Annotated in this window: 23 protein-coding genes; 15 read left to right on the top strand and 8 right to left on the bottom strand. The window is 72.8% G+C overall.

Features of this window, described 5'->3' with window-relative positions; all coding sequences use genetic code 11:
* The first annotated feature begins 67 nt into the window (after window positions 1-67).
* A complete protein-coding gene (locus ACZ4MH_RS04665) occupies window positions 68-1,081 on the top strand; it encodes a serine hydrolase domain-containing protein (protein WP_467754065.1) in 1,014 nt (337 codons plus the stop codon).
* Window positions 1,082-1,117: 36 nt separating this feature from the next.
* On the opposite strand, the gene ACZ4MH_RS04660 is transcribed toward ACZ4MH_RS04665, so the two are convergent.
* Window positions 1,118-1,339: a hypothetical protein gene (locus tag ACZ4MH_RS04660; protein WP_351601191.1), complete on the bottom strand. Its 222-nt coding sequence runs from the start codon at window positions 1,337-1,339 to the stop codon at window positions 1,118-1,120.
* A gap of 73 nt (window positions 1,340-1,412) precedes the next feature.
* On the opposite strand from ACZ4MH_RS04660, the gene map reads away from it, so the two are divergent.
* Both map and ACZ4MH_RS04650 read left to right on the top strand, forming a co-directional pair.
* Window positions 1,413-2,270, top strand: coding sequence for a type I methionyl aminopeptidase (map, locus tag ACZ4MH_RS04655; protein WP_351601194.1), 858 nt, complete (start codon window positions 1,413-1,415; stop codon window positions 2,268-2,270).
* A 115-nt stretch (window positions 2,271-2,385) separates the two neighbouring features.
* Window positions 2,386-3,075 carry a biliverdin-producing heme oxygenase gene (locus ACZ4MH_RS04650; protein ID WP_351601197.1) on the top strand — a complete coding sequence of 230 codons (690 nt, stop codon included), beginning with the start codon at window positions 2,386-2,388 and terminating at the stop codon, window positions 3,073-3,075.
* Window positions 3,076-3,281: 206 nt separating this feature from the next.
* Here the strand turns inward: ACZ4MH_RS04650 and ACZ4MH_RS04645 are convergent, their stop codons facing one another.
* Window positions 3,282-3,959, bottom strand: a complete 678-nt coding sequence (locus ACZ4MH_RS04645) for a PhzF family phenazine biosynthesis protein (protein WP_351601200.1) — start codon at window positions 3,957-3,959, stop codon at window positions 3,282-3,284.
* A 258-nt stretch (window positions 3,960-4,217) separates the two neighbouring features.
* On the opposite strand from ACZ4MH_RS04645, the gene efeO reads away from it, so the two are divergent.
* From efeO to ACZ4MH_RS04625, 4 genes are read left to right on the top strand one after another with little or no spacing between them, the layout of a single operon-like run.
* On the top strand, window positions 4,218-5,357 hold the full coding sequence (gene efeO / locus ACZ4MH_RS04640) for an iron uptake system protein EfeO (protein ID WP_351601203.1): 1,140 nt from the start codon (window positions 4,218-4,220) through the stop codon (window positions 5,355-5,357).
* Window positions 5,358-5,366: 9 nt separating this feature from the next.
* Entirely contained in the window at window positions 5,367-6,674 is a 1,308-nt protein-coding gene (efeB, locus tag ACZ4MH_RS04635) for an iron uptake transporter deferrochelatase/peroxidase subunit (protein ID WP_351601206.1), read from the top strand.
* A 28-nt stretch (window positions 6,675-6,702) separates the two neighbouring features.
* The gene (gene efeU, locus ACZ4MH_RS04630; protein WP_351601209.1) at window positions 6,703-7,698 is read left to right on the top strand and encodes an iron uptake transporter permease EfeU; all 996 of its coding nucleotides are present in this window, start codon (window positions 6,703-6,705) and stop codon (window positions 7,696-7,698) included.
* On the top strand, window positions 7,607-8,536 hold the full coding sequence (locus ACZ4MH_RS04625; protein WP_467754192.1) for an SCO2278 family lipoprotein: 930 nt from the start codon (window positions 7,607-7,609) through the stop codon (window positions 8,534-8,536). The genes efeU and ACZ4MH_RS04625 overlap by 92 nt, the downstream gene beginning before the upstream one ends.
* A gap of 3 nt (window positions 8,537-8,539) precedes the next feature.
* On the opposite strand, the gene ACZ4MH_RS04620 is transcribed toward ACZ4MH_RS04625, so the two are convergent.
* From ACZ4MH_RS04620 to ACZ4MH_RS04600, 5 genes are all read right to left on the bottom strand, one after another.
* Window positions 8,540-9,286, bottom strand: a complete 747-nt coding sequence (locus ACZ4MH_RS04620) for a bifunctional DNA primase/polymerase (RefSeq protein WP_351601215.1) — start codon at window positions 9,284-9,286, stop codon at window positions 8,540-8,542.
* 181 nt (window positions 9,287-9,467) lie between these two features.
* On the bottom strand, window positions 9,468-10,457 hold the full coding sequence (locus ACZ4MH_RS04615) for a small ribosomal subunit Rsm22 family protein (protein ID WP_467754060.1): 990 nt from the start codon (window positions 10,455-10,457) through the stop codon (window positions 9,468-9,470).
* Between the two features lie 66 nt (window positions 10,458-10,523).
* Window positions 10,524-11,174 (bottom strand): hypothetical protein, encoded by a 651-nt coding sequence (locus ACZ4MH_RS04610; RefSeq protein ID WP_351592123.1) that lies wholly within the window; start codon window positions 11,172-11,174, stop codon window positions 10,524-10,526.
* 119 nt (window positions 11,175-11,293) lie between these two features.
* Window positions 11,294-12,784, bottom strand: a complete 1,491-nt coding sequence (locus tag ACZ4MH_RS04605) for a sialate:H+ symport family MFS transporter (protein ID WP_351592120.1) — start codon at window positions 12,782-12,784, stop codon at window positions 11,294-11,296.
* Complete coding sequence (locus ACZ4MH_RS04600) at window positions 12,781-13,740, bottom strand: dihydrodipicolinate synthase family protein (protein ID WP_351592117.1); 960 nt, start codon at window positions 13,738-13,740, stop codon at window positions 12,781-12,783. Before ACZ4MH_RS04600 ends, ACZ4MH_RS04605 begins: the two co-directional genes overlap by 4 nt.
* Before the next feature lie 188 nt (window positions 13,741-13,928).
* Between ACZ4MH_RS04600 and ACZ4MH_RS04595 the strand changes: the two genes are divergently transcribed.
* From ACZ4MH_RS04595 to ACZ4MH_RS04565, 7 genes are all read left to right on the top strand, one after another.
* The gene (locus tag ACZ4MH_RS04595; protein WP_351592114.1) at window positions 13,929-14,618 is read left to right on the top strand and encodes a FadR/GntR family transcriptional regulator; all 690 of its coding nucleotides are present in this window, start codon (window positions 13,929-13,931) and stop codon (window positions 14,616-14,618) included.
* A gap of 273 nt (window positions 14,619-14,891) precedes the next feature.
* Complete coding sequence (locus ACZ4MH_RS04590) at window positions 14,892-15,995, top strand: sialidase family protein (protein ID WP_351592111.1); 1,104 nt, start codon at window positions 14,892-14,894, stop codon at window positions 15,993-15,995.
* On the top strand, window positions 15,992-17,344 hold the full coding sequence (locus ACZ4MH_RS04585; protein WP_351592108.1) for an ABC transporter substrate-binding protein: 1,353 nt from the start codon (window positions 15,992-15,994) through the stop codon (window positions 17,342-17,344). The genes ACZ4MH_RS04590 and ACZ4MH_RS04585 overlap by 4 nt, the downstream gene beginning before the upstream one ends.
* On the top strand, window positions 17,341-18,258 hold the full coding sequence (locus tag ACZ4MH_RS04580) for a carbohydrate ABC transporter permease (protein WP_351592105.1): 918 nt from the start codon (window positions 17,341-17,343) through the stop codon (window positions 18,256-18,258). Before ACZ4MH_RS04585 ends, ACZ4MH_RS04580 begins: the two co-directional genes overlap by 4 nt.
* On the top strand, window positions 18,255-19,100 hold the full coding sequence (locus ACZ4MH_RS04575) for a carbohydrate ABC transporter permease (protein ID WP_351592102.1): 846 nt from the start codon (window positions 18,255-18,257) through the stop codon (window positions 19,098-19,100). The genes ACZ4MH_RS04580 and ACZ4MH_RS04575 overlap by 4 nt, the downstream gene beginning before the upstream one ends.
* A gap of 58 nt (window positions 19,101-19,158) precedes the next feature.
* Window positions 19,159-19,899 carry an NADPH-dependent F420 reductase gene (gene npdG, locus ACZ4MH_RS04570; protein ID WP_351592099.1) on the top strand — a complete coding sequence of 247 codons (741 nt, stop codon included), beginning with the start codon at window positions 19,159-19,161 and terminating at the stop codon, window positions 19,897-19,899.
* A gap of 101 nt (window positions 19,900-20,000) precedes the next feature.
* Window positions 20,001-20,240, top strand: a complete 240-nt coding sequence (locus ACZ4MH_RS04565; RefSeq protein WP_351592096.1) for a hypothetical protein — start codon at window positions 20,001-20,003, stop codon at window positions 20,238-20,240.
* Here ACZ4MH_RS04565 and ACZ4MH_RS04560 read toward each other — a convergent pair.
* Window positions 20,237-21,025, bottom strand: coding sequence for a site-2 protease family protein (locus tag ACZ4MH_RS04560; RefSeq protein WP_351592094.1), 789 nt, complete (start codon window positions 21,023-21,025; stop codon window positions 20,237-20,239). The two genes, ACZ4MH_RS04565 and ACZ4MH_RS04560, sit on opposite strands and share 4 nt — an antisense overlap.
* A gap of 284 nt (window positions 21,026-21,309) precedes the next feature.
* Between ACZ4MH_RS04560 and ACZ4MH_RS04555 the strand changes: the two genes are divergently transcribed.
* Window positions 21,310-24,780, top strand: coding sequence for an ATP-binding protein (locus ACZ4MH_RS04555; protein WP_351592092.1), 3,471 nt, complete (start codon window positions 21,310-21,312; stop codon window positions 24,778-24,780).
* Window positions 24,781-24,793 lie beyond the last annotated feature (13 nt).

Below are 24,793 nucleotides of genomic sequence, written 5' to 3'. Positions count from 1 at the left end.
GACGCGGCGGCTCGTCGCGGAGATCCGCGCGCTGCCCGGAGGGCCGGCGCCCTGCTGCGCAGGGGTCGTGGCGGTGGCGGGGCGCGGGCCGGTCGTCGCGGTCGAGGAGGCCGCGGGGTGGGCGCTGCGGTACGGGTCCTACGACGTGGACCGCGGGCGGGGGATACCGCTGGCCCGGGAGCGCTGGGAGCCGGTACGGGCGGGCACGGTCTTCGACCTGGCGTCACTCTCGAAGCTGTTCACGGCGATCGCGGTGCTGCAGCGGGTGGAGCGCGGGACGCTCGGGCTGGACGACCCGGTGGCCCGCCACCTGCCGGCCTTCGCGCCCGCCGTAACGATTCGCCACCTGCTCACCCACACCTCGGGGCTGGCCGCCGAGCTGCCGCTGTACGACGGGGCCGTGGCCCCGGGGAGCGACCGGCTCGGGCCGCTGTGGGCGGTGGCCGCGGCTGCCGTGCCGGGCCCCTTCTGCTACTCCGACCTGGGCTTCATCGCCCTCCAGCGGCTGCTGGAGACGGTCGAGGGCGAGCGGCTCGACGTCCTCGTCCGGGACGGCATCACCGGCCCGCTCGGCATGATCAGCACCTCGTACGGGCCGCTGGCCCCGGCCGGGGTGGCCGCCACCGAGGCCGAGGTACTGCTCAAGGCCCGGCGGCGGTCCTGCGCGGGCGGCGTGGTCCGCGGCGAGGTGCACGACGAGAACGCCTACGCGCTGGGCGGCGTCGCCGGGCAGGCGGGGCTCTTCGCCACGGCACAGGACCTCGCGGTGCTGTGCCGCGCGCTGCTCACCGGCGGCGGCCCCGTGCTGCGCCCGGAGACGGTCGCGCTGATGCTCGCGCCGCCGGGCCTGGGCTTCCGCGTCGCGCAGCCCGGCTTCATGGGCGAACTGGCCGCAAACGGCGCCGCCGGGCACACCGGCTTCACGGGGACGAGCCTGGTGCTCGACCCGGTAACGGACACATTCCTCGTGCTGCTCACGAACGCGGTGCACCCGCGCCGGGGCGGCGAGCCGGTGCCGCGGGCGCGGCTGGCCACGTGTCTGGCGCGGGCCGCGGCCGGATCGATCCCGTCCGGCACGTGAAAACCGGGGGGACGCTCCGCAGGTCAGCGCCGCGACTCAGGACGTCCCGCCGCTCGCGTCGTTCCACCGGGGGTCCTCACGCCACTCCGCCTCCCGCTCGCGGGCCGTCTCCATCGCGTGCGCGGCCTCCTCGCGGCTGCCGTACGGACCCATCCGGTCGGCCGCCCGGCACTCCGGGCCCTCCTCGACCGTGCCGTGCTTGAGGCAGTAGTACCACTCGCCGGGCTTCCCTGCCGTCTTCCGCCTGAACAGTGCCATCCCGGCCTCCTCCGCAAGTGGGCGCCTTGCCTGACGCCATCCTGCCCGATGGCTCGCGGATACACTCGCTGGCATGTCTGGCCAGTCTCTTCTTGTCCCGGGGACCATCTCCCCCAAGCGCCCCGTCCCCGCTGCCATCCCGCGCCCCGAGTACGTCGGCAAGGACGCGCCGACCCCGTACACGGGTCCCGAGGTGCAGGACGCCGACACCATCGAGCGGATGCGCATCGCGGGCCGGATCGCGGCCCAGGCGATGGAGGAGGCGGCCAAGCTCATCGAGCCGGGCGTGACCACCGATGAGCTGGACCGCGTCGCGCACGAGTACATGTGCGACCACGGCGCCTACCCCTCCACGCTCGGCTACCGCGGCTTCCCCAAGTCGCTGTGCTCCTCGCTCAACGAGGTCATCTGCCACGGGATCCCCGACTCCACCGTCCTGCAGGACGGCGACATCGTGAACCTCGACGTCACCGCGTTCATCCACGGCGTGCACGGTGACAACAACGCCACCTACCTCTGCGGCAACGTCGACGAGGAGTCCAAGCTCCTGGTCGAGCGGACCCGCGAGTCGCTGAACCGCGCCATCAAGGCCGTGAAGCCGGGCCGGCAGATCAACATCATCGGCCGGGTCATCGAGTCCTACGCCAAGCGCTTCGGCTACGGCGTCGTCCGCGACTTCACCGGACACGGCGTGAACACGTCCTTCCACTCCGGCCTGATCGTGCCGCACTACGACAGCCCGCACCACACGACCGAGATCAAGCCCGGCATGACCTTCACGATCGAGCCGATGCTGACGCTGGGCACGCACGAGTACGACATGTGGGAGGACGGCTGGACGGTGGTGACGAAGGACCGCAAGCGCACCGCGCAGTTCGAGCACACCCTCGTCGTCACGGAGACCGGCGCGGAGATCCTCACGCTTCCCTGAGTACGAGGGCGGGTACAGGTTTACCGACAGGGCGTCGGGAACCGGTTGACTTAGGTAAGCCTAAGTTGCCACAATCGGTTCCCGGCCGCTACCGCTCGGTCCCCGGAGGCCCGCCTTGGACGCGCACAGCCCCGCCCTCTCCACGCCGTTCTCCACACTGATCCGTACGGCGTCCCGAGAAGCGCACACCGAGGTGCAGCACACCTCCTTCATGGACGACATGCTCGGCGGCCGGCTCGGCGTCGCCGCCTACCGCCGCTACACCGAGCAGCTGTGGTGCGTCTACCGCGCCCTGGAGGAGACCGCGGAGGCGCTCGCCGCCGACCCGGTCGCCGGCCCCTTCCTCCGGCCCGAGCTGACCCGCAAGCCCGAGCTGGAGCGCGACCTCGCGTACTTGGGCGGGGCGGGGTGGCGCGGCGCGCTCCGGCCGCTGCCCGCCACGGAAACGTACGCGGCACGGATCGCCGAGTGCGCCCGCGAGTGGCCGGCCGGCTATGTCGCCCACCACTACACCCGCTACCTCGGCGACCTCTCCGGCGGTCAGATCGTCCGCGGCACGGCCGAGCAGGCCTGGGGCTTCGCGCGCAAGGGCGACGGCGTCCGCTTCTACGTCTTCGAGGACATCGGCAATCCCGCCGCTTTCAAGCGCGAGTACCGCGCGCTGCTGGACGCGCTGCCCGTGGACGACCTGGAGAAGCAGCGGGTGGTCGAGGAGTGCAGGCGCGCCTATGCGCTGAACGTCGCGGTCCTGCGCGAGCTGGACGCGGAGTTCTCCGGAGGCGGCGCGAGCCCGCTGAGCGCGTGAGCCCGCGTACGGCGGCCAGGGCGCGTCTTTCGGATCATCCCGGGGCCGCGACTCCCCCAGCTACCGCTGGGAGGTGCCCCCAGGCACGGCACCTCGCGGCGTTGTCGCAATGCCCACGTACAACCCGGTACGCGGGCAATGCTCCGCCTTGCGATCCACCGCACCAGACGCCGCGACCTGATCCGGGCTGATCCAAAAGACACGCCCTAGCCGAGCCGCCGTACGTCGCTCAGGGCGACCCGGCCGCCGACCTCGATCAGGTCTCCTGGCCGGGGCCGGGTGAGGATCTGCGAGCCGCGCCCCTGCCGCACGTCCAGCGCCCGGCCCAGCTCGTGCGTGAGCTGCAGGGCCGCGGCCCCGGTCGCCTCGTCCTCGTCGATGTTGTCGCCCCGGCGCGGAAACCCCCGCGTTCGCACCCGCCCCGCCGTCTCGTCCTCCCACGCCCACGCGTACAGCCAGCCCTCGCCCGGCGGCGGCGCGGGCAGCGCGTCCACCTCGGCGACCGAGCCGTACTGCCGGGGCGTGCGTCCCGTCGCCCACTGTGCGCGGCCCCGTACCCAGGTGAGCTCCCCGTCGTGGCGCACGGGCACGTCACCGGCCGACGGTCGCAGCACGTCCACCGGCGCCCCGAGGTGCCGCAGCAGCCAGGCCGTGCCGACCAGCGGGTGCCCGGCGAACGGCAGCCGCGCCGTCGGCGTGTAGATGTCGACCGCGCCGAGCCCGGCGTCGTCGACGAACACCGTCTCGCTGAAGCCCAGTTCCCGGGCGAGCGCCTGCCGCGCGTCTTGCCCGGGCACGGCCGCCCCGTCCCGTACGATCCCCAGCGGATTCCCGCCCTCGCCGCCCGGCCCGCAGAACACCCGCACCACATGCAGTTCAGTCATGGGGCCATTCAAGAGGGGTGAGAGATCATCAGCGCCACTGGCCCTTACCTTGACCAGTGCATTGCCAAGTCATTGCCTAGTGCAGGGTGGCCTGTTATGGCCTCGTTGTCCGTGAGAGAGGGATCACTGGACAGTTGGTTTGTCTTCAGGTAAGCCTCAGATAACTTAGGTGCGCCTTAGTAGAACTGAGCCGAAGACCGACGGCGCCGGATCCGTCCCCCCTCGTCCGAGCGCCGCCCGAACCAGCCTGGAGCCTTCATGCGAGCCCTCCGCTCCGCAACCGCTGCCGCGATCACCGTGGCCGCCGCACTGACCGCAACAGCGTGCACCGCCAAGAGCGAGCTGTCGGGCGACGCCGGGAAGGCCGGCGCCGTGGCGGTGACCGCGTCCGACAACGCGTGCGAGGTGTCGAAGAAGGAGCTCCCGGCCGGGCACGTGAAGCTCGCGGTCGAGAACAAGGGCAGCAAGGTCACCGAGGTGTACGTCTACGCGCCCGGCGACCGCATCGTCACCGAGCGGGAGAACATCGGCCCGGGCACCAGGGCCGCCATCACCGCCGAGGTGAAGGCCGGTTCGTACGAGATCGCCTGCAAGCCCGGCATGAAGGGCGCCGGCATCCGGCAGAAGATCACCGTGACCGGCAAGGGCGCCGCGGCGAAGCGGGACCCGAAGCTGGACGCGGCGGTGGCCGAGTACCGCAAGTACGTGCAGCAGCAGGCCGACGAGACGCTGCCGAAGGCGAAGAAGTTCGCCGAGGCCGTCAAGGACGGCGACCTGGCGGCCGCGAAGAAGGCGTACGCGCCCTCCCGCGTCGGCTGGGAGCGCACCGAGCCGGTCGCGGAGTCCTTCGGTGACATCGACCCCAAGGTCGACGTGCGCGAGGACGGTCTGGAGGACGGCCAGAAGTGGACCGGCTGGCACAAGCTGGAGGAGTCCCTGTGGAAGACCAAGAAGATCTCCGCGGGCGACAAGAAGCTGGCCGATCAGCTGATCAAGGATCTCGAGGACTGGCAGCAGCGGGTCGGTAAGGCGGAGATCACCCCCACCAGCATGGCCAACGGCGCCAAGGAGCTGCTGGACGAGGTCTACACCGGCAAGGTCACCGGCGAGGAAGAGCGCTACAGCCACACCGACCTGGTCGACTTCGAGGGCAACGTCGAGGGCGCGCGCAAGGCGTACGAGCTGCTGAAGCCGGTCGCCAAGAAGAACGACCCGGCGCTGGTCAAGGAGCTGGACAGGCAGTTCGAGGCGATCGGGAAGCAGCTGGACGAGTACCGCGAGGGCGACGGCTTCGTCTCGTACGACACCGTCTCCAAGAGCGACCGCAAGACGCTGTCGGACGGCGTCAGCGCGCTGGCCGAGCCGCTGTCGAAGCTCGCCGCCGCCGTCGCCCAGTAGGAGGGCCCCATGGCAGTCGAATCCGATGACCTGACGCGGACCGCCGAGGACGGGACGGACGCGGCAGCGCGTACCCCCTCCCGCCGCGCGCTGATCGGCTGGGGCGGTGCCGGGCTCGCGCTCGGCGCGGTCGCGGCCGGCGGCACGGCCGCCGCGCTGAACACCGGCGGCGAGGCCGCGCCCGCCGCCGACGGCACCGGTGCCGCCGTCCCGTTCCACGGCACGCACCAGGCAGGCATCGCCACCGCCGTCCAGGACCGCCTGCACTTCGCCGCGTTCGACGTCACCACCGACGACCGGGAAGCGCTGATCGACCTCCTCAAGGAGTGGACGGCCGCCGCCGCGAAGATGACGGCGGGCCGGCCGGTCGGCGAGGGCGCGGTCGGCGGGCTCGCCGAGGCGCCGCCGGACGACACCGGCGAGGCGCTGGACCTCAAGCCCTCCCGGCTCACCCTGACCTTCGGCATCGGGCCCACGCTCTTCGAGAAGAAGGGCGAGGACCGCTTCGGGATCAAGGGCCGGCGGCCCGAGGCGCTGATCGATCTGCCGAAGTTCCCCGGCGACAACCTGGAGGCCGCCCGCAGCGGCGGCGACCTGTGCGTCCAGGCGTGCGCGGATGACCCGCAGGTCGCCGTGCACGCGATCCGCAACCTCGCCCGCATCGGCTTCGGCAAGGTCGCCGTGCGCTGGTCGCAGCTGGGCTTCGGTAAGACCTCCTCCACGACGCCGGACGCGCACACCCCGCGCAACATGTTCGGCTTCAAGGACGGCACCCGGAACATCGCCGGCAGCGACTCCGCGGCGCTCGACAAGCACGTATGGGTGGGCGAGCAGGACGAGAAGGGGGCCGGCGGCTGGATGGCCGGCGGCTCGTACCTCGTCGCGCGCCGCATCCGGATGCACATCGAGACCTGGGACCGCACCTCGCTCCAGGAGCAGGAGGGCGTCTTCGGGCGCAGCAAGGGCGAGGGCGCCCCGGCCGGCCGCCGGAAGGAGTTCGACGCGCCGCACCTGAAGTCCATGCTGCCGACCGCGCACGTGCGGCTCGCGCACCCCGACGCCAACGGCGGCATCCGCATCCTGCGCCGCGGCTACTCCTTCACCGACGGCACGGACGGCCTGGGCCGGCTGGACGCGGGGCTGTTCTTCCTCGCGTACCAGCGGGACGTGCGGGACGGCTTCGTGCCGCTGCAGAAGAACCTGGCGCGCCATGACGCGCTCAACGAATACATCCAGCACGTGGGTTCGGCGGTCTTCGCGGTCCCGCCGGGCGTCCGCGGCAAGGACGACTGGTGGGGCCGGGCGCTGTTCGCCTGACTTCTATCGGAAATGAGAGGGAACCGACGTGTTCGGTAACTATCTGATCGGCCTGCGCGAAGGGCTGGAGGCCAGCCTGGTCGTCTGCATCCTCGTCGCTTACTTGGTCAAGACCGGCCGCCGCGAGGCGCTGAAGCCCATCTGGCTCGGCATCGGCGTCGCGGTACTGCTCGCGCTCGTCTTCGGCTTCGCGCTCCAATTCGGCTCGCAGACGCTGACGTTCGAGGCACAGGAGGCGCTCGGCGGCTCGCTGTCGATCATCGCGGTGGGCCTGGTGACATGGATGGTCTTCTGGATGCGCCGCACCGCGCGGCACATGAAGGCCGAGCTGCACGGCAAGCTGGACGCGGCGCTCGCGATGGGCACCTTCGCCCTCGTGGTCACCGCCTTCCTCGCGGTGGGCCGCGAGGGCCTGGAGACCGCGCTGTTCGTCTGGGCGGCCGTGCAGGCGAGTTCGGACGGTACGCCCCGGCCGCTCATCGGCGTGGTGCTCGGCCTGCTCACCGCCGTGCTGCTGGGCTGGCTGTTCTACCGCGGCGCGGTGCGGATCAACCTCGCGAAGTTCTTCACCTGGACCGGCGGGATGCTCGTCGTGGTCGCCGCCGGCGTCCTCGCGTACGGCGTCCACGACCTGCAGGAGGCCCGCTTCCTCCCGGGCCTGGGCAGCAAGGCGTTCGACATCAGCGAGCAGATCCCCGCGGACAGCTGGTACGGCACACTGCTGAAGGGCGTCTTCAACTTCCAGCCCGACCCGACAGTTGTCCAGGTCGTGGTCTGGTGCCTCTACCTGATCCCCACGCTCCTCTTCTTCTTCGCCCCCGGTAGGGTTGCGCAGAATCGAGCCACCCCGGCGGCCGCAGAGTCCGCCCCGGTCGCCCAGAAGGAGCCCGAGCCCCATGACACGCAGGTCGCCGTTCCGGGTGCCCGTCGCGATGATGACCGCGAGCGCGGCACTGCTGACGCTGAGCGGGTGCATGACGGTGCACGGCGAACGGGAGAAGATCCCGGCACTGTCCAAGGCTGAGGCCGGCAAGGTCCTGAAGCAGTTCGTCGCCGGGTACAACGAGGCCAACACGACCCATGACCCGGCGGTGACCGCCACGTACGAGACGGGCGCCCTGCAGGACATCGACGAGGCCGTCATCAAGACCGACCGCCGGCTGGGCACGGGCTTCCAGCCGCTGGAACTGCGCGACCCGGAGTTCGTCATCCCGAAGATGGCGGGCTGGCCGAAGTTCTTCCTCGCCAACACGGTCAGCAACCGCAAGAACAGCCGCTGGACCCTGGCCTTCACCCGCAGCGGCCCGCAGGAGAAGTGGAAGGCCGCCTACCTTCTGCCGCTGAGTGCGGGTGCGGTGCCGGAGTTCGCCACCGACGCCGACGGCTACGCCGAAGCGGTACCGGCCGGCAAGGGGTCCGCCGGCCTGACGGTCGACCCGGGCAAGCTGGGCAGGACGTACGCGAGGTACCTCAAGACCGGCGAGGGCGACACCTTCGCGCCCGGGCCGTACACCGACCGCTTGCGGCAGCAGCGCGCGGCCGTCGCCAAGCAGCCGGGCCGGCGCATCGACACCATCGACCAGGCGTACAAGTTCCCGGCGATGGCGCTGCGCACCAAGGACGGCGGCGCGCTGGCCTTCTTCGCGACGCACCACTTCCAGCACAAGACGCTGTCCCCGGGCAGCACGATCAACATCACGCCCGAGGTCGAGGCGGTGCTGGACGGGCCGAAGGAGAAGACCAACAAGATGACCTTCACGACCGTCTCCGAACAGGTCGTGAAGGTGCCGGCCGAGGACGACGGCGGCCGGGTGGTCTTCCTCACCCGGCTGCTGCGGCAAACGGCCGCCAAGGCCGGATAGCGGTCAGCGGCCGATCGGCCAGGCCGCCGACTCGTGCTCGTTGTCCTCGCGCGCGAACGCGGCGCAGGCGTCGGTCAGCGCCTCCAGGAGGGTGAGCGGGTCCGGCAGCGGGCGCTCCGGGCCGCGCAGCCAGGTCACCGGGGGCTGGTCGCCGGGCAGCCGGGAGGGCGGCAGCAGGACATAGCTGCCGCGGCAGTGCCAGCGCAGCCCGGGGTGCTCGTCCATGGTCTCGGGGTGGCAGTCCAGCTCGCAGGGCCACCACTCGTCCTCGTCGTCCGGGGTGCCGCGGGTGGCCGTGAAGAACAGCATCCGGCCCTCCCGGGGCCCGGCGCCGCTCAGCACGACCGGGCCGACCTCCACGCCCTCGGCGTCCAGCCGCGCCAGCGCGTTGCGGCCCGCTGCGAGGGGTACGTCCAGCGCGTCGTGGGCGATGCCGGTGGCGGTGATGAAATTGGCCTGCGGGTGTTTCCGCAGCCACTGGGTGACCTTCTCGGGGTCGGTCGTGGCGACGGTCTGCCAGCCGAACGAGATGGGGTGCCGGCCGGGGGTCGGACAGCCGATGCGCTCACAGGAACAGCCGTAGCCGGAGGGGTGCGCCGCCGGGGCCAGCGGGAAACCCGCTTCGGCCGCTGCCAGCAGCAGGTCCTCGCGGCCGCCCTGGGCCGCGGATGATCCCGTGTCCGTATCGACGCCGTCCGAACCGCTCCTCGGCCGGCGCAGCCACTGGGAGAACCTGCTCTTGCGTTCCATCTATCCCCTCACTTCGAGCGGTGGTCTGGGATCAATGCTGCCACCATCCTCCTCCTTGGGTGACCGGAGCGGAGATTCGGGGTGTACGGGACGCGTTGTACGAGGGCGCATCAGGGGCGCATAGGGGGCGCAGGCTGGACCCCGTGCGCGCCCTTTCACCTCGGAAGCGCCGGGATCCGGCCTACGCCTCGCCCGGCCGCTCGTTGTCCGGCTGCTCCTCGCCCGGCACGGTGCCGCCCCAGGAGGCATCCCGCGCGGCGCGGTAGACGGCCCCCTGCCGCTTGGTGACCGTACGGCGTTGCAGGCCGTCCTCCGCCGTGCACACGTCCAGCAGCACCTGGCCCTTGCGCAGCAGCGGCTTGCGCACGATGCGGGCCGGGGCCGGGCGGGCGTCGACACGGGTCGCCGCGACGTACGCGAACTTCTCGTCCTCGTACGGCAGCGATCCGCCCTTCACCTGGCGGTGCAGCGAGGAGCGGTTCACCCGGGCCGCGAAATGGCACCAGTCCTCGCCCGGGACGATCGGGCAGGCCGCGCTGTGCGGGCACGGCGCGACGACCCGCAGCCCGGCCGCCACCAGCTGCTCGCGGGCCGCGCGGATGCGCGCGTACCCGTCCGGGGTGCCCGGCTCGATCAGTACGGCCGTCCGGGCCCGGGCCGCCGCCGCGACGACCGCGTCCCGGTCGGCGCCGGTCAGCTCGCCGAGCACGTACGAGACGGTGACCAGGTCGGTGTCCTCGGGGACGGTCAGCCCTTCGCCGATCACCTGGCGCTGCCAGCGGGTGCCGGGGAGCGTCCCGGCGGCCAGCTCGCGGCCGAGCGCGAGGGCCGGCTCGGCCCAGTCCAGCACGGTCGTGCGCAGCTCCGGCCAGACGTCGGCCGCCGCCCAGGCGGCCGCGCCCGTACCGCCGCCGATGTCGAGGTGCGTGCCCGGCGCCCAGCCGGGCAGCCGCTCGCCGGCCGCGGCCAGCGCGGACCGTACGGCCTCGAACGTCGCAGGCATCCTGTACGCGGCGTACGCGGCGACGTCGGCGCGGTCCCTGAGCACCGGGGCGTCCGTCGGCGTGCGCCCGCGGTAGTTGGCGATCAGCCGCTCGACGGCGGCCGTGGCCTGCTTCGGCGGCAGCCCGTCGAGGACCCCGGCCAGGGCCCCGCGCAGTTCTTCGTGCATTCGAGCAATTCTACGGGGACCCGGCCGGACGCCCGGCGCGCACAGCACATGACGGAGGCTCGCAGGTCACCAGCGCGGCGGCGGAGGCGCCGTCAGCTGGTCGGCCAGCCGGGACAGCCGGTCGCGGAAGCGCCGGTGGCGGCGCGGCGCGGGCAGGCTGTTCTCGCCGGCCGCCGCGCTGACCAGGTGCTGCACGGTGTCCAGGTCCAGATCAGCGGCGGACGGGCCGGCCGGCCCGTCCACCGCGAGCTCCGCCGGCACCGCCGGTCCCGGCACCGTCAGCGCGTCGTGCGCCAGCGCCTCAAGATCCCGGTCGCCCGCGTCCAGCGCCAGCACCGTCGCGCCGTTCCGCCGGGCGTCGTGCACCCGCTCCAGCAGGCGGGGCCCCGGCGCGTCCGGCGCCACGACCAGCAGCGTCTCGCCCCGCCGCGCCGTCTCCAGCCGCCCGAGGCCCACCGAGAGGTGCGCCGGGACGCCCAGTGGGACGCGGTGCCGCACCAGCGTCGGCGAGAGCTCCGGCAGGCCCGACCACGCGGCCTCGTCGTCGAGGTGCGCCGCCAGATGCCACGGTTCGTACTCCGCGCTGCCGACCAGCAGCAGCCCGCCGCCGTGCGGTGCCACGGACGCGCGCAGCGACCCGGCGAAGCGGCGGGTGGCCTGGACCCATTCGGTACCGGCGAGGACTTCGCGCAGCAGCGCGACGCGTACGGCATCCATGGCTCCGCATCCTGCCGCCGCCCGCCCGCCGCCGGAGCGCCCTTCGAACGCCGTCACTCGTACGAGTCATGGCTGTTCGGTGCGCTGTCGCGAGCCCGGCATGATCCGTAAGACACCCCCTACGCCTCCTGCTGCACGCGCGCGGTACCCGGCCCCGCACCCGCCACCGCCGACTCCTCGCCGGCCAGGTGGTCGCTGGGCGCTTCCGGGTCCAGCAGCCGGTTCAGCCGGGCCGGCACGTCGAAGCCGACCAGCAGCACGACCAGGACCGTGCCGGCGAAGGTGAGCAGCGCCAGCGAGCTGCCCAGCGACCGGCCCTCGGCCAGGCTCGCGCCCAGTACCGGCGCCACCGCGCCGCCCAGCGCCCCCACGTTGTACGTGAAGCCCAGGCTTGCGGCGCGGTTCTCGGTGGGGAAGTGGCCGCCGATGTACCGCGGCAGCAGCCCGGAGATGCCGAAGCTGAGGGCCTGCAGGACGAACAGCAGGACGCCGAGCAGCAGCAGGCTGTTCCCCGCGGCGAAGACCGGGAAGACGAAGACCAGCGAGGCGAGCAGGGTGCACGCGTACGCCTTCTGCGTGCCGATCCGGTCGCCGACGAAGCCCGCCAGCCAGCAGCCCGCCATGGTGCCGAACCCGGCGAAGAACAGCACGTTGGTGACCTGGCCGGGGGAGTAGTGCAGCTCGGTCTTCAGGTACGTCGGCAGCAGCGCCTGGATGGGCCAGGTGTACAGGAAGGCGACGAAGACCGTCACGATCAGCGAGAGGTACAGCAGCCAGCCGCGGCGGCCGCCGAGCTGGACCGCGAGCGCGGCCAGGGTGACGCCCGAGAGGACGGAGAGGAGCGGTACCGCGCCCGCGCCCACCGGCGTGAAGACGCCGAAGAGGGACAGCGTGGCCACGACCGTCAGCACGGTGTTGACCGTCGCGCGCAGCGGTGTGGCGAACAGCGGCCGGAAGGGATTCGGCTTCGTCTCCCGCTCGGCGACCGCCGCGCTCCACTCCTCGGCCTCCGGCAGCGACCGCCGCACCCACAGCGCGATCACGATCGGGGCCAGCCCGATGTAGAACATCCAGCGCCAGCCGAGCGCGGGCACGACCCACTTGTAGCACTCGGCGGCCAGCACCGAGCCCATGGAGAAGCCGGAGATCAGGAAGCCGCTCGCCCGGCTGCGGACCCGGGCCGGCCAGCTCTCCAGCACGTACGTGGCGCTGGCGCTGTACTCGCCGGCCATGCCCATGCCGATCAGCAGCCGGGCCACGAAGAGGCTGGTGTAGTCCCACGCGAAGCCGCAGGCGAAGGTGCCGAGGGAGTAGAGCAGGATGCTCGCCACCATCGACGCCTTGCGGCCGAAGCGGTCGCCGAGCGCGCCGAGGACAGCGCCGCCGAGCCAGCGGGTGATGAACGCGCCGGAGATCAGGCTCGCGCCCTGCACCGTGCTCAGGTCGAACTCGGCGCTGATCTCGGTCAGCACGAGCGTGATCAGCACGAAGTCGAAGCCGTCGAGGACGTAGCCGATCCAGGCGGCGAAGAACGACTTCCACTGGGTCGGGCTCACCTCCCGGTACCAGGGGAGGGCGGCCTTGCGCGCCGGGCGCGCGGCGCCGGTCAACGGACCGGCTCCAGGCCCGCGGCGGTCAGCCGGCGGGCGACCTCGGCCACCGACTCGGCGCCCAGCGGGAGCTGCGGCGCCGCGGTGGCCGGGTGGTCGATGACGCCGAGCAGGTGCAGCGCGGCCTTGAAGGAGCCCAGCGCCGAGGAGCTGCGGCCCATCTCCGCCTCCGGCCCCGCGTCGACGATGCCGAAGAGCGCGACCAGCCGCTCCTGCTCGGCCGCTGCCGCCGCCCAGTCGCCCGCGCGGCAGGCGTCGTACAGGCGGACGTAGGCGGCCGGGTCGACGTTGCCGATGCCCGGGACCACGCCGTCGACCCCGGCGAGCAGTGCCGCGTCCACGGTCAGCTCGGAGCCGGTGAGGACCGCGAAGTCGGGAGCCGGGCCGGTGCGGCGGCCGGCCCTGCCGCCCAGCTCCACGAGGAGGCGGCGCAGCCCGCCCTCGTCGCCGCTGCTGTCCTTGAGCCCGGCCAGCGTGCCGTCCTCGGCCAGCTCCCGCACCAGCGCGCCGGGGAGCTTGCTGTGCACGGAGACCGGGATGTCGTACGCGAAGAGCGGCAGGTCCACGGCGGCCCGGAGCGCGCGGAAGTGCCCGGCGATCTCCTTGGGGTGCGTACGGGTGTAGAAGGGCGCGGTGGCCACGAGCGCGTCGGCGCCCAGTGCCTTCGCCGTACGGGCGTGGTCGAGCACCCGGGCGGTCGTGGTGTCGATGACGCCCGCCAGCACCGGCACCCGGCCGTCCGCCGCCTTGACGACGGCCTCCAGCGCGGTGGCCCGCTGCGCGTCGGTGAGGTAGGCGACCTCGCTGGTGGAGCCGAGGGCGAAGAGGCCGTGCACCCCGCCGCCGACCAAGTGCTCCACCAGCCGCCCGAGCGAGCCGGTGTCGACCTCGCCGTGCGGGTCGAGGGGGGTGCAGACCGGCGGTACGACGCCGTGCAGCGGGGTGGGCAGAGCCATGCGGTACTCCAGCGGTGTGGTGCGGGCCGGTCACGGGACTGCCGCCGATCGAGTGACGGGCGGTGGTCGGACGTGGGACATGGGATGTCCGATGTCTGGGTCACAATAGACCCGGCCCGGAGCGGTCGGTCAAGAGGTCGCCGGCCGGATCACCCGGATCCACCCCGGCGAGACGGAGAGGCAGACACATGGCGCGCGGCACGATGTCCGAGGACGTCCAGGCGCAGATCAAGCGGCTCATCCTGCGGCGGAAGCTGGTGCCCGGCGACCCGCTGCCCACCGAGGCCGAGCTGGTCGAGCTGCTCGACGTCAGCCGGAACTCGGTCCGCGAGGCGCTCAAGGCGCTGCAGGCCATGCGCATCGTCGAGATCCGGCACGGCTTCGGCACGTACGTCGGGACGCTCACCCTCGACCCCTTCGTGGAGGGCATCGCCTTCCGGGCCGCGGTCCGCCACCACCAGGGCGAGGCCAGCCTGTACGAGCTGATGGAGGTCCGCGAGGCGCTGGAGGCCGGGCTCGTCGGGGCGGTCGCGCGCAGCCTGCCGGCCGAGGACCTGGACGTACTGCGGGGCCTGGTCGACCGGATGGAGAAGGAGGCGGCGGCCGGCCGGGTGGAGAGCGGCACCGACCGCGCCTTCCACCTCGCGCTGTACCGCTCGCTCGGCAACCACCTGCTCAGCGAGGTGCTGGACGCCTTCTGGGACGCGCTGCGCCGGGTCCGCAAGGACCTGGACGACAGCAGCCAGGAACCGGAGGTGACGTGGCGTCAGCACGCGGAGATCGTCACCGCGCTGGAGACCGGCGACGGCGACCGCGCGGTCGAGGCGATGCACCGGCACTTCGACGGCATCCGGGAGCGGCTGAAGGGCGTCGCGTAGCGGCCGGTGGGGAGGTCGCGTGACGGACGGCGGGGCGGCCGTGAGGGCTGGCGGGGCAGCCGTGTAACGGGCCAGTGTCCGGCCCGCTCCAGAAGGTCCGCCACGCCCGTACGCCTTGCGTACAGCCGCAGTTCACCCGCAGTTCCGCTGTCTGTGGCATTCGCGCGAGGCGGGCGACACGGGCCATGTCGGGTGCCTTGACGCCCCGTTGGGCGCTCCCTATGGTCACCGCAGGACAAGGGACGTCCTACGTCTGGTCGTTAGGGGCTGCCCGTGGCGTACGAGACTTCGCAACCCTTCCGCGCCGGGACCGGCGGCTACGCCAGTTACCGCATCCCGGCCGCGGTCGTGACCCGGGCCGGCACCCTGCTGGCCTTCGCCGAGGGCCGCGTCGCCTCGTCGTCCGACACCGGCGACATCGACCTCGTCCTGCGGCGCTCCACCGACGGCGGCCGTACCTGGGGCCCACTGACCGTCGTCGACGGCAACGGCACCGGCACGGCCGGCAACCCGGCCCCCGTCGTCCTGCACACCGGCCCGCACCGCGGCCGCACGGTCCTCGTCCACGTACGCAACGCGGGCACCGCCACCGAGAGCGCCATCCTGCGGGGCGAGGTATCCGCCGCCGACGGCCGCCGCGTGTGGCTCCAGTACAGCGACGACGACGGGCTGACCTGGAGCACCCCGCGCGAGATCACCGCCCAGGCCAAACGCGCCGGCTGGCGGTGGTACGCCACCACCCCCGGCCACGCCCTCCAGATCCGCGAAGGCCCGTATGCCGGCCGGCTGGTGGTGCCCGCCAACCACTCCATCGCGCCCACCGTGCCCGGCGACACCGGTGCCGAGGGCCGCTACAACGGCGGCCACGTGCTGCTCAGCGACGACTCCGGCGCGACCTGGCGGATCGGCTACACCGACTCCAACCCCAACGGCTACATCAACACCAACGAGACCACCGCCGCCGAACTCCCCGGCGGCCGCCTCTACTTCAACGCCCGCAACGACTCCGACGCGCCCGGCACCCGCGTCGACGCCTACTCCGCCGACGGCGGCGCCCACCTGGAGAAGCCCTTCCGGGCCCAGGCCGGGCTCGCCGCGCCGGTCGTCCAGGGCAGCGTGCTGCACCTCGGCGCCCCGGACGTGCTGCTCTTCTCGGCCCCCGCCGACCGCGCCGCACGCGCCCTGATGACCGTGCGCGCCAGCCGCGACCGCGGCCTGACCTGGCAGAACGCCCACACCGTCAGCGGCCTCCCGGCCGCCTACTCCGACCTCGTCCGCATCGACCCCGACACCGTCGGACTGCTCTACGAAACCGGCGACTTCAGCGCCTACTCGACGATCACCTTCCGCCGCATCCCCGTGGAGGAGCTGGCATGAGGACGTACGACACGAGCCCCCTGAGTGGTGCGCGCCGCAGAACCGTGTTGGGCGGTGCCGCGGCCGTTGCCGCCGGCTTCGCGCTTGCCGGTTGCGGTGACGGTGCCGAGGACAAGAATGCCGCGCCCAAGGAGCGCAAGAAGGGGCAGAAGATCACCCTCACCTTCTGGTCCTGGGTGCCCGGCATCGACAAGCCCGTCGACCTGTGGAACAGCAAGAATCCCGAGGTCCAGGTCAAGGTCGAGAAGGTGTCGGCCGTCAACGGCGCCCAGTACGCCAAGATGCACGCCGCCATCAAGGCGGGCAACCCGCCCGACCTCGGCCAGATCGAATTCCCCGTCGTGCCGAGCTTCCTGCTGGACAACGGGCTGCTGGACCTGACCACCGTCGGCGGCGAGCGGTACAAGAGCAGGTTCGTCGGCTGGCAGTGGCAGCAGTCCGTCTTCGGCAAGGGCGTCTACGCCATCCCGCAGGCGTCCGGCCCGATGGGCCTCTTCGTCCGCCAGGACCTCTTCGACAAGTGGGACATCGAGCCGCCCGCCACCTGGGACGAGTACGAGGTCGCTGCCAAGAAGATCCGCACGAAGGGCGCCTGGATCGAGACCTTCGCGCCCACCAACGGCAACCGCTTCGCCGGGTACGCCTGGCAGGCCGGCGCCCGCTGGTACGCCGCCGACGGCGACACCTGGACCGTCCACCTCGACGACGACCCCACCCGCAAGGTCGCCGACTACTGGGAGGGCCTGGTCAAGCGGAAGCTGGTCAAGACCATCCCGGACCGGCAGAACGCCTGGTACAAGGACATCCAGACCGGCGCCATCCCCGCCTGGCTCGGCGCCAGCTGGGGCGACGCGCTGCTGGTCGGCAACGCGCCGGACACCAAGGGCAAGTGGCGCGCCGTGCCGCTGCCGCAGTGGACCAAGGGCGCGGACGCGCAGGCCAACTGGGGCGGCTCCACGACTGCCGTGTTCGCCGGCGCGACCTATCCCAAGGACGCCCTCGACTTCGCCGTCTGGCTCAACACCGACCCCGAGGCGATCGGGCTGCTCATCGACGGCGGCTACGGCTTCCCCAGCGCGAAGACCGGCTACGAGACCACCGACCTCGACGTCCACAAGGGCTTCTTCGGCGGGCAGGCGTACAGCACGGTCTTCAAGGAGGCCGGCGACCACGTCGACACCAGCTGGCAGTGGGGCCCCGGCGTCGACACCCTCTACCAGCGCCTGGGCGACGCCTTCACCGAGGCGCTGAGCAGCGGCGACTCCTTCCGCTCGGTGCTGAAGAAGGTCCAGGCGCAGACGGTGAGCGACCTCAAGGGCAAGGGCCTGAAGGTGGAGAGCGGCGGGTGAGACGGCCGACCCGTACGGAAGCCCGCAACGCGCGCGCCGCCGCGGGCTTCCTGCTGCCCTTCCTCGCCCTCTTCCTGCTCTGCTTCATCGTGCCCATCGCGTACGCGATCTGGCAGAGCCTGCACAGGACCGAGCGCACCGGGCCGCTCGGCCTCGGCGGCGCCGAACACGAGGTCTTCGCCGGACTGGCCAACTACGCCCAGGCGCTCTCCGACGACCGCTTCCTCGCCGGCTTCGGCCGGGTGCTGCTCTTCGGCGCCGTACAGATCCCGCTCATGATCATTCTGGCGACCGCCCTCGCGCTGCTCCTGGAGAGTGCGAGCGCCCGCTGGGTGACCTTCTTCCGCAGCGCGTTCTTCCTGCCGTACGGCGTGCCCGGCGTGATCGCCTCGATCCTGTGGGGCTTCCTCTATGTCCCCGGGATCAGCCCGCTGGTGAAGATGGCCCAGGAGGTCGGCTGGGACGTGGACTTCCTCTCCCGCGGCACGGTCCTGTGGTCCATCGCCAACATCGTCACCTGGCAGTTCACCGGGTACAACATGCTCGTCCTGATCTCCCAGCTCAAGGCCGTGCCACAGGAGCTGTACGAGGCCGCGCGCATCGACGGCGCGAACGCGCGCCAGGTAGCCCTGCACATCAAGATCCCGCTGATCCGCCCGGCCCTCGTCCTGACCTGCGTCTTCTCCATCATCGGCACGCTCCAGCTGTTCGCCGAGCCGATGGTGCTGCGGCCGCTCGCCTCCTCCATCGACTCCGGTTACACGCCCAACCTGCACGCCTACAGCGAGGCGTTCGTCGGCAACAACCAGCACCTCGCGGCGGCCGAGGCGGTCCTGCTCGCGCTGGTCGCGTGTGTCCTCTCCTTCGGCTTCCTGCGGCTGGTCGGACAGCGCGGAAAGGAGGACGGCCGGTGACCCCCTCGGCGCTCCGCTACCGCATCCTCACCTGCTCCCTGCTGACCGTCGCCGCCGTCTACTTCCTCGTACCGGTGTACTGGCTCGTGGTCTCCGCCACGAAGAGCAGCGGCGACCTCTTCGGCAGCTTCGGCTTCTGGTTCGCGAACCCGCGGCCGCTCCAGTACCTCGGCGACGTCCTGACCTACGACCACGGCATCTACGTCCGCTGGTTCGCCAACTCCCTGCTGTACGCGGGCGTCGGCGCGCTCGCCGCGACGCTGCTGTCCGCGGCGGCCGGCTACGCGCTCGCGAAGTTCCCCTTCCCGGGGCGGGAAGGGATCTTCAACGTCATCCTGGCGGGCGTGCTGATCCCCGGCACCGCCCTCGCCCTGCCGCTGTACTTCCTCTTCAGCGGCTTCGGGATGTCCAACACCTACTGGGCGGTGCTGATCCCCAGCGTGGTCAGCCCCTTCGGCGTCTACCTGTGCCGGATCTACGTGGCCGCCGCCGTGCCCGACTCGCTGCTGGAGGCGGCCCGGATCGACGGCGCGGGGGAGTGGCGGATCTTCTCCGGCCTCGGGCTGCGGCTGATGATCCCCGCGCTGGTCACCGTCTTCCTGTTCCAGTTCGTGCACATCTGGAACAACTACTTCCTGCCGCTGGTGATGCTCTCCGACTCCGACCTGTACCCGATCCAGCTGGGCCTGACCTCCTGGACGGGCTACGCCGACCGGCAGCCGGAGCTGTACCAGTACACCGTCGGCGGCGCGTTCCTCTCCGTACTGCCGCTGATGATCCTGATGACCGTGCTGCAGCGGTACTGGCGTACGGGGCTCACCGAGGGCAGCGTGAAGGCGTGATCACCGGCACGCCGCGCCCGGCTGCCCGGGCCGCACCAGGCGTGCCAGTATCGCTGGCATGACTACTCCTGACGATGCGAAGCCCGCGACTCCCGTGAATGTCGCGACCGAAGCCAAGAAGGCGCTCAAGCGGGACCCTTGGGACCTGCCGGATGTCGCCGGCCTGGTCGTCGGCGTGCTCGGCGGCACCGGTGACCAGGGCCGCGGCCTGGCGTACCGGTTCGCCAGGGCGGGCCAGAAGGTGATCATCGGCTCGCGCGCGGCGGAGCGGGCGCAGGCCGCGGCGGACGAGCTCGGCCTCGGCGTCGAGGGTGCGGACAACGCGGAGTGCGCGCGCCGCTCCGACGTCGTGATCGTGGCGGTCCCGTGGGAGGGTCACGCCAAGACCCTCGAAGCGCTGCGCGAGGAGCTGGCCGGCAAGCTCGTCGTCGACTGCGTCAACCCGCTCGGTTTCGACAAGAAGGGCGCGTTCGCGCTGAAGCCCGAGGAGGGCAGCGCGGCCGAGCAGGCCGCCGCGCTGCTCCCGGAGTCGCGCGTCACGGCCGCCTTCCACCACCTCTCGGCGGTGCTCCTCCAGGACCCGTCGGTCGAGAAGATCGACACGGATGTGATGGTGCTGGGCGAGAAGCGGGCCGACACGGATGTGGTGCAGGCGCTGGCCGGCCGCATCTCCGGCATGCGCGGCGTCTTCGCCGGCCGGCTGCGCAACGCGCACCAGGTCGAGTCCCTGGTCGCCAACCTGATCTCGGTCAACCGGCGGTACAAGGCACACGCGGGGCTGCGCACCACGGACGTGTGAGCTCCGGCCGGGGCGAGCGGCGGGCCGGAGTCGGGCGGAGCGGGGCATGGGGGACACTGGAGGGGACCGCATACGCAGTACCCCGACAGGAGCCCCCTCCCATGCCCGCCCTGCCCCCGTCCGGCCCGGCCCGGCGCCTCGCCGTCTTCGCCCTCGTCGTCTGCGTCCTGGCGGTCGTCGCGGCCGTCGTCTCCTTCGTGGCGGGCAACCTCATCGGCATCGCCTGGGTCCTGGTGGCCGGCGTCTCCAGCAACATGGCGTGGTTCTACCTGCGCCGGGCCAAGCTGGAGCGGGAGGCCGCGCAGGCGGCGGACGGGGCCCCGGAGGGCTCGCCCCGCTAGAACAGCTGCGGCTCGCCCCGCCAGAAGCGGAAGAGCTCCTGCCCGAGGTAGCTGTCGATCTGGGAGACGCCCAGCACCCGCAGGACGGCGTCCACCGCCTCGAAGAACACCTGGTTCACGCCCGGCGCCCAGAGCAGTCCGAAGACCGCGAGCAGGCCGAACGGCGCGAACGGCTCCACCTGCCGCCGCAGCTTGTGCGACAGCCACGGCTCGATCACGCCGTACCCGTCCAGCCCCGGCACCGGGACGAAGTTCAGGATCGCGGCCGTCACCTGCAGCAGCGCGAGGAACGCGAGCGCGTACCGGAACGGCTTCGGCACGCCGTCCATCGCGCCCAGCCAGAACGGCGCGGTGACCACGGCCGCGAACAGGATGTTCGTCAGCGGGCCCGCCGCCGAGATCAGGCTGTGCCGCCAGCGGCCCCTGATCCGGCCGCGCTCGATGAACACCGCGCCGCCCGGCAGGCCGATCCCGCCCAGGATCACGAAGATCACCGGCAGCACGATGCTGAGCAGCGCGTGCGTGTACTTGAGCGGGTTGAGCGTCAGATAGCCCTTCGCGCCGATCGAGATGTCGCCGCTGTGCAGCGCCGTACGGGCGTGTGCGTACTCGTGCAGGCACAGCGAGACGATCCACCCCGAGACCACGAACAGGAACACGGCGACGCCGGTGTTCTCGGCGAGCTGGTCCGTCCACACGTACCAGCCCGACGCCGCCATGACGGCGACGAGCGCGAGGAAGACGGGACTGACGCGCCGGTCCGCGCGCCGTACTGCGGTGGTCATCGTGCGGTGCTCCTGAGGGGTGGGCGGGTCGTGCGGGGCGGGTCGTGCGAGAGGGGTCGTGCGCGGAGGGGTGCGGTCGTGCGTGAGGTCGTCTGTGGGCGGGCGGCGGATCGTACACCGGAAAACGAGGAGCGTATGCCGGTGGTTCCAGGCAGTCTGGACCCGTGTGCGTGCCCGTACCCCTCGGGAAGACGAGAATGTCCGGGACGGGGGCGACGGGGGAACGAGTGGGGACAGTGGTGGGGGACGGGCGGGGCGTGCGGGACGTGGACGACAATGGGCCGGTGCGCTACGGAATCCTCGGGACGACCCAGGCACGCCAGGACGACGGGACCGACGTCGCCCTCGGCGGTGCCCGCCTGCGCGCACTCCTCGCCGCCCTCGCGCGCACGCCGGGGCGCCCCCGTACCCCCGACACGCTGATCGCGGAGGTCTGGGGGCCGGATGCGGAGCCGCGGGACGCGGGCGGCGCGCTCCAGGCGCTCGTCGGACGGCTGCGGCGGGCCCTCGGCCATGCCGCGGTCGTCTCCGTGACCGGCGGTTACTACCTGGCCGCCGACCCCGACGACGTCGACCTGCACCGCTTCGAGCGGCTGGCGGGCGAGGGCGAGCGGGCGCTGGCGGACGGCGACCCGGCGAAGGCCGCCGCGCTGCTGGACGACGCGCTCGCGCTGTGGCGCGGGCCCGCCCTCGCCGACCTCCCGGACGCGGTCGCCGAGGCGGCCGGGGCCGAACGGCTGCGCCTGGACGCGCGGCGCACCCGCCTCGCCGCCGATCTCGCGCTCGGCCGCGCGGAGGAGGCGCTGCCCGCGCTCACCGCGCTGTGCCGCCGCCATCCCCTCGACGAGCCGCTCCACCTCCTGCGGCTGCGCGCCCTGCGCGCCACGGACCGCACGGCCGAGGCGCTGGACGCGTACGCGGCCCTCAGCGCCGACCTCGCCGACCGCCTCGGCACGGACCCGTCACCGCCGCTGCGCGCCTTGCACGCGGAGCTGTTGGAGGCGGCGTCCGGGACGGCGTCCGGAGCGGCTGCCGGTACCGGTACCGGTACGGCTTCCGGCGCCCGCGTGGAGCCCGGCGGCGTCGCCGGCGGGTGGCGGCCGGCCGGGAATCTTCGGGCGCGGCTGACCTCGTTCGTCGGGCGTGAGGCGGAGCTGGGCGCGCTCCGCGCCGACCTGGCCGCGCACCGCCTCGTGACGCTGCTCGGGCCCGGCGGTGCCGGGAAGACGCGGCTGTCGCAGGAGGGCGCGGAGGCCGCGGCGGCCGGCGCGCCCGGGGCCTGGCCGGACGGCGTGTGGTTCGCGGAGCTGGGCCCCGTCGCGGACCCCGGCACGGTGCCGGAAGCCGTACTCACCGCGCTCGGCGCCCGCGAGACCGTGGTCCGCGGCAGCGCGGCCGAGGGGCTGCGCGCTGCCGCCGACCCGCTGGCCTTCGACCCGCTCGCGCAGCTCGCCGAGCACTGCGCGGGCCGCCGGATGCTGCTCGTACTGGACAACTGCGAGCACGTCGTCGACGCGGCGGCCCGGCTCGCGGAACGGCTGCTGGCCGAGTGCCCGGGCGTGAGCGTGCTGGCCACCAGCCGGGAGCCGCTCGCCGTACCGGGTGAGCTGGTCCGGCCGGTGGAGCCGCTGCCCGACCCCGTCGCACTGCGGCTGCTGGCCGACCGGGGCGCCGCGGCCCGGCCCGGCTTCCGCATCGAGGACGACCCGGAGGCGTGCGCCGAGATCTGCCGCCGGCTGGACGGCCTGCCGCTGGCCGTCGAACTGGCCGCCGCCCGGCTCCGCTCGCTCGCGCCGCGTCAGCTCGCGGACCGCCTGGACGACCGCTTCCGGCTGCTGACCAGCGGCAGCCGTACCGTACTCCCGCGCCAGCAGACCCTGCGCGCGGTCGTCGACTGGTCCTGGGACCTGCTCGACGCGCCCGAGCGCGCGGTCCTCCGCCGCCTCTCCGTCTTCTCCGGCGGCACGGACCTCACCGCCGCGGAATCGGTCTGCGCGGACGCCCCGGAGAACACGCCCGGCCTCCAGGAGCCGATCGGCGCCGGCCTCCAGGAGCCGATCGGCGTCGGCCTCCAGGAGCCGGCCGGCGCCCGGAACACGGGCCGGGCCGCCGGGTCCGCCGGACTCGTCGCCCCCGGCGACATCGCCCCGCTGCTCGGGTCGCTTGTCGACAAGTCGCTCGTCGTGGCCGTGCCGTCGGCCGGTGGCGAGATGCGGTACCGGCTGCTGGAGACCGTGCGGGAGTACGCCGGGGAGCGGCTGGACGAGGCGGGGGAGCGGGCCGCCGCCGAGCGCCGCCACCTCGTGGCCTACCGCGAGCTCGCCCGCGCCGCCGACCCCCTGCTCCGCGGCCCCGAGCAGCGCCACTGGCTGGACCGGCTGGAGCGGGAGCACGACAACCTCCGCACCGCCCTGCGCCGCGCCGTCGCCGCGCGCGACGAGCACGAGGCGCTCTGCCTCGTGCTGTCCCTGCAGTGGTTCTGGACGCTGCGCGACCACCGCGGCGACGCCCGTACCTGGTCGACGGCGGCCGCCGCGCTCGGCCCGAACCCCTTCCTGCCGCCGGTCACCCCGGCCCCGCCGCTGTCCGCCCGGCCGATCGACGCCCCGCCCCCGATGCCGCCCGAGCAGTTCCTCGAAGCCCGCCGGGAGGTCCGGCTGGTCGCGCTGGCCAGCGTGGACAGCGACATGCAGGCGCTGCAGCGCTTCGAACAGCAGGAGGAGCTGCGGGGCATCGTCAGCGCCTACCGCGGCGGGCTGCCGCAGACCTGCCGCGTGCCGGGCGTGCTGTGGTTCTACGCCGTCATGCTGACCGGCTGCTTCGTCGACCTGGTCGGCATGGTCGACGAGACCGTGCGCGGCTGCCGGGAGTTCGGTTACGACTGGGAGCTGGCGTTCATCCTCCAGCTGCGGGCGAGAATCCAGAACGACCGGCCCGGCGGCCTGGATCAGGCGAGCCGCGACGCCGACGAGGCGCTGGAGATCTTCCGCAGGCTCGGCGACGCCTGGGGAGTCGCCGAGGCGCTGGCCGGGCGCGGCGAGACCCACGAGGGGCACGGCGCGTACGGCCCGGCCGCCGACGACTACCGCGCCGCGATGCGGTACGCGGCGGAGCTCGGCGCGCACGGCCAGCTCCCGCTGCTCAAGACCCGGCTGGGCGGTGTACTGATCGAGGCGGGCGACGTCGAACAGGGCGAGCGGCTGCTGCACGAGGTGCTGGCCGAAGGGCGGCACAACCGCGACGCCGTGCCGTTCGCCCGCGTCCAGCTGGCCACCTGGCTGACGACGGCCGGCCGGATCGGCGAGGCCCGGCACCATCTCCAGCTCGTGCGGGAGGAGTTCGACGAACGGTCGGCGCCGGAGATGTTCCTCGGCATGGTCGAGGGGGCGCTGGCCGCGCTGGACGTGGAGGAGGGGCGGTACGACGGTGTACTGGCGGCCGTGCGCGGGGCCGTCGCCAAGATGCGCTCCCCGCTCACCCACGCCGTCGCCCCCGACCTGCCGCTGTCCCAACTGCTCGTCGCGGCCCGGGTGCTGGCCCTGACCGGCGGCCCGGACGGCGCCACGGACGGGGCCCGGCTGCTGGGCGCCTTCGACACCCTGCGCGCGCCCCGGCAGCACGCGCAGCGCATCACCCGCACCTCCCGCGAGGCGGCCGAGGAGGCCGTACGCGCCGTCCTCGGCGCGGCGGACTACGCGTCCGCCCACGCCGAGGGCGCCGCCCTCCCCCTCGACGAGGCCCTCGACCTCATCTGACATCCCCCTCGCG

The sequence above is a fragment of the Streptomyces sp. NPDC026301 genome (genome assembly GCF_055567935.1).
Note: the sequence above shows the minus strand (reverse complement) of the source record. Positions and strands in the feature narration are given on the sequence as shown.

Coding starts and splice junctions, on each gene's coding strand:
- efeB (WP_351601206.1), top strand. CDS start 5,367: ATGGCAGTCGAATCCGATGACCTGACGCGGACCGCCGAGGACGGGACG.
- ACZ4MH_RS04595 (WP_351592114.1), top strand. CDS start 13,929: ATGGCGCGCGGCACGATGTCCGAGGACGTCCAGGCGCAGATCAAGCGG.
- ACZ4MH_RS04620 (WP_351601215.1), bottom strand. CDS start 9,286: ATGGAACGCAAGAGCAGGTTCTCCCAGTGGCTGCGCCGGCCGAGGAGC.
- ACZ4MH_RS04585 (WP_351592108.1), top strand. CDS start 15,992: ATGAGGACGTACGACACGAGCCCCCTGAGTGGTGCGCGCCGCAGAACC.
- ACZ4MH_RS04660 (WP_351601191.1), bottom strand. CDS start 1,339: ATGGCACTGTTCAGGCGGAAGACGGCAGGGAAGCCCGGCGAGTGGTAC.
- map (WP_351601194.1), top strand. CDS start 1,413: ATGTCTGGCCAGTCTCTTCTTGTCCCGGGGACCATCTCCCCCAAGCGC.
- ACZ4MH_RS04645 (WP_351601200.1), bottom strand. CDS start 3,959: ATGACTGAACTGCATGTGGTGCGGGTGTTCTGCGGGCCGGGCGGCGAG.
- npdG (WP_351592099.1), top strand. CDS start 19,159: ATGACTACTCCTGACGATGCGAAGCCCGCGACTCCCGTGAATGTCGCG.
- ACZ4MH_RS04560 (WP_351592094.1), bottom strand. CDS start 21,025: ATGACCACCGCAGTACGGCGCGCGGACCGGCGCGTCAGTCCCGTCTTC.
- ACZ4MH_RS04600 (WP_351592117.1), bottom strand. CDS start 13,740: ATGGCTCTGCCCACCCCGCTGCACGGCGTCGTACCGCCGGTCTGCACC.
- efeO (WP_351601203.1), top strand. CDS start 4,218: ATGCGAGCCCTCCGCTCCGCAACCGCTGCCGCGATCACCGTGGCCGCC.
- ACZ4MH_RS04625 (WP_467754192.1), top strand. CDS start 7,607: ATGATGACCGCGAGCGCGGCACTGCTGACGCTGAGCGGGTGCATGACG.
- ACZ4MH_RS04615 (WP_467754060.1), bottom strand. CDS start 10,457: ATGCACGAAGAACTGCGCGGGGCCCTGGCCGGGGTCCTCGACGGGCTG.
- ACZ4MH_RS04565 (WP_351592096.1), top strand. CDS start 20,001: ATGCCCGCCCTGCCCCCGTCCGGCCCGGCCCGGCGCCTCGCCGTCTTC.
- ACZ4MH_RS04610 (WP_351592123.1), bottom strand. CDS start 11,174: ATGGATGCCGTACGCGTCGCGCTGCTGCGCGAAGTCCTCGCCGGTACC.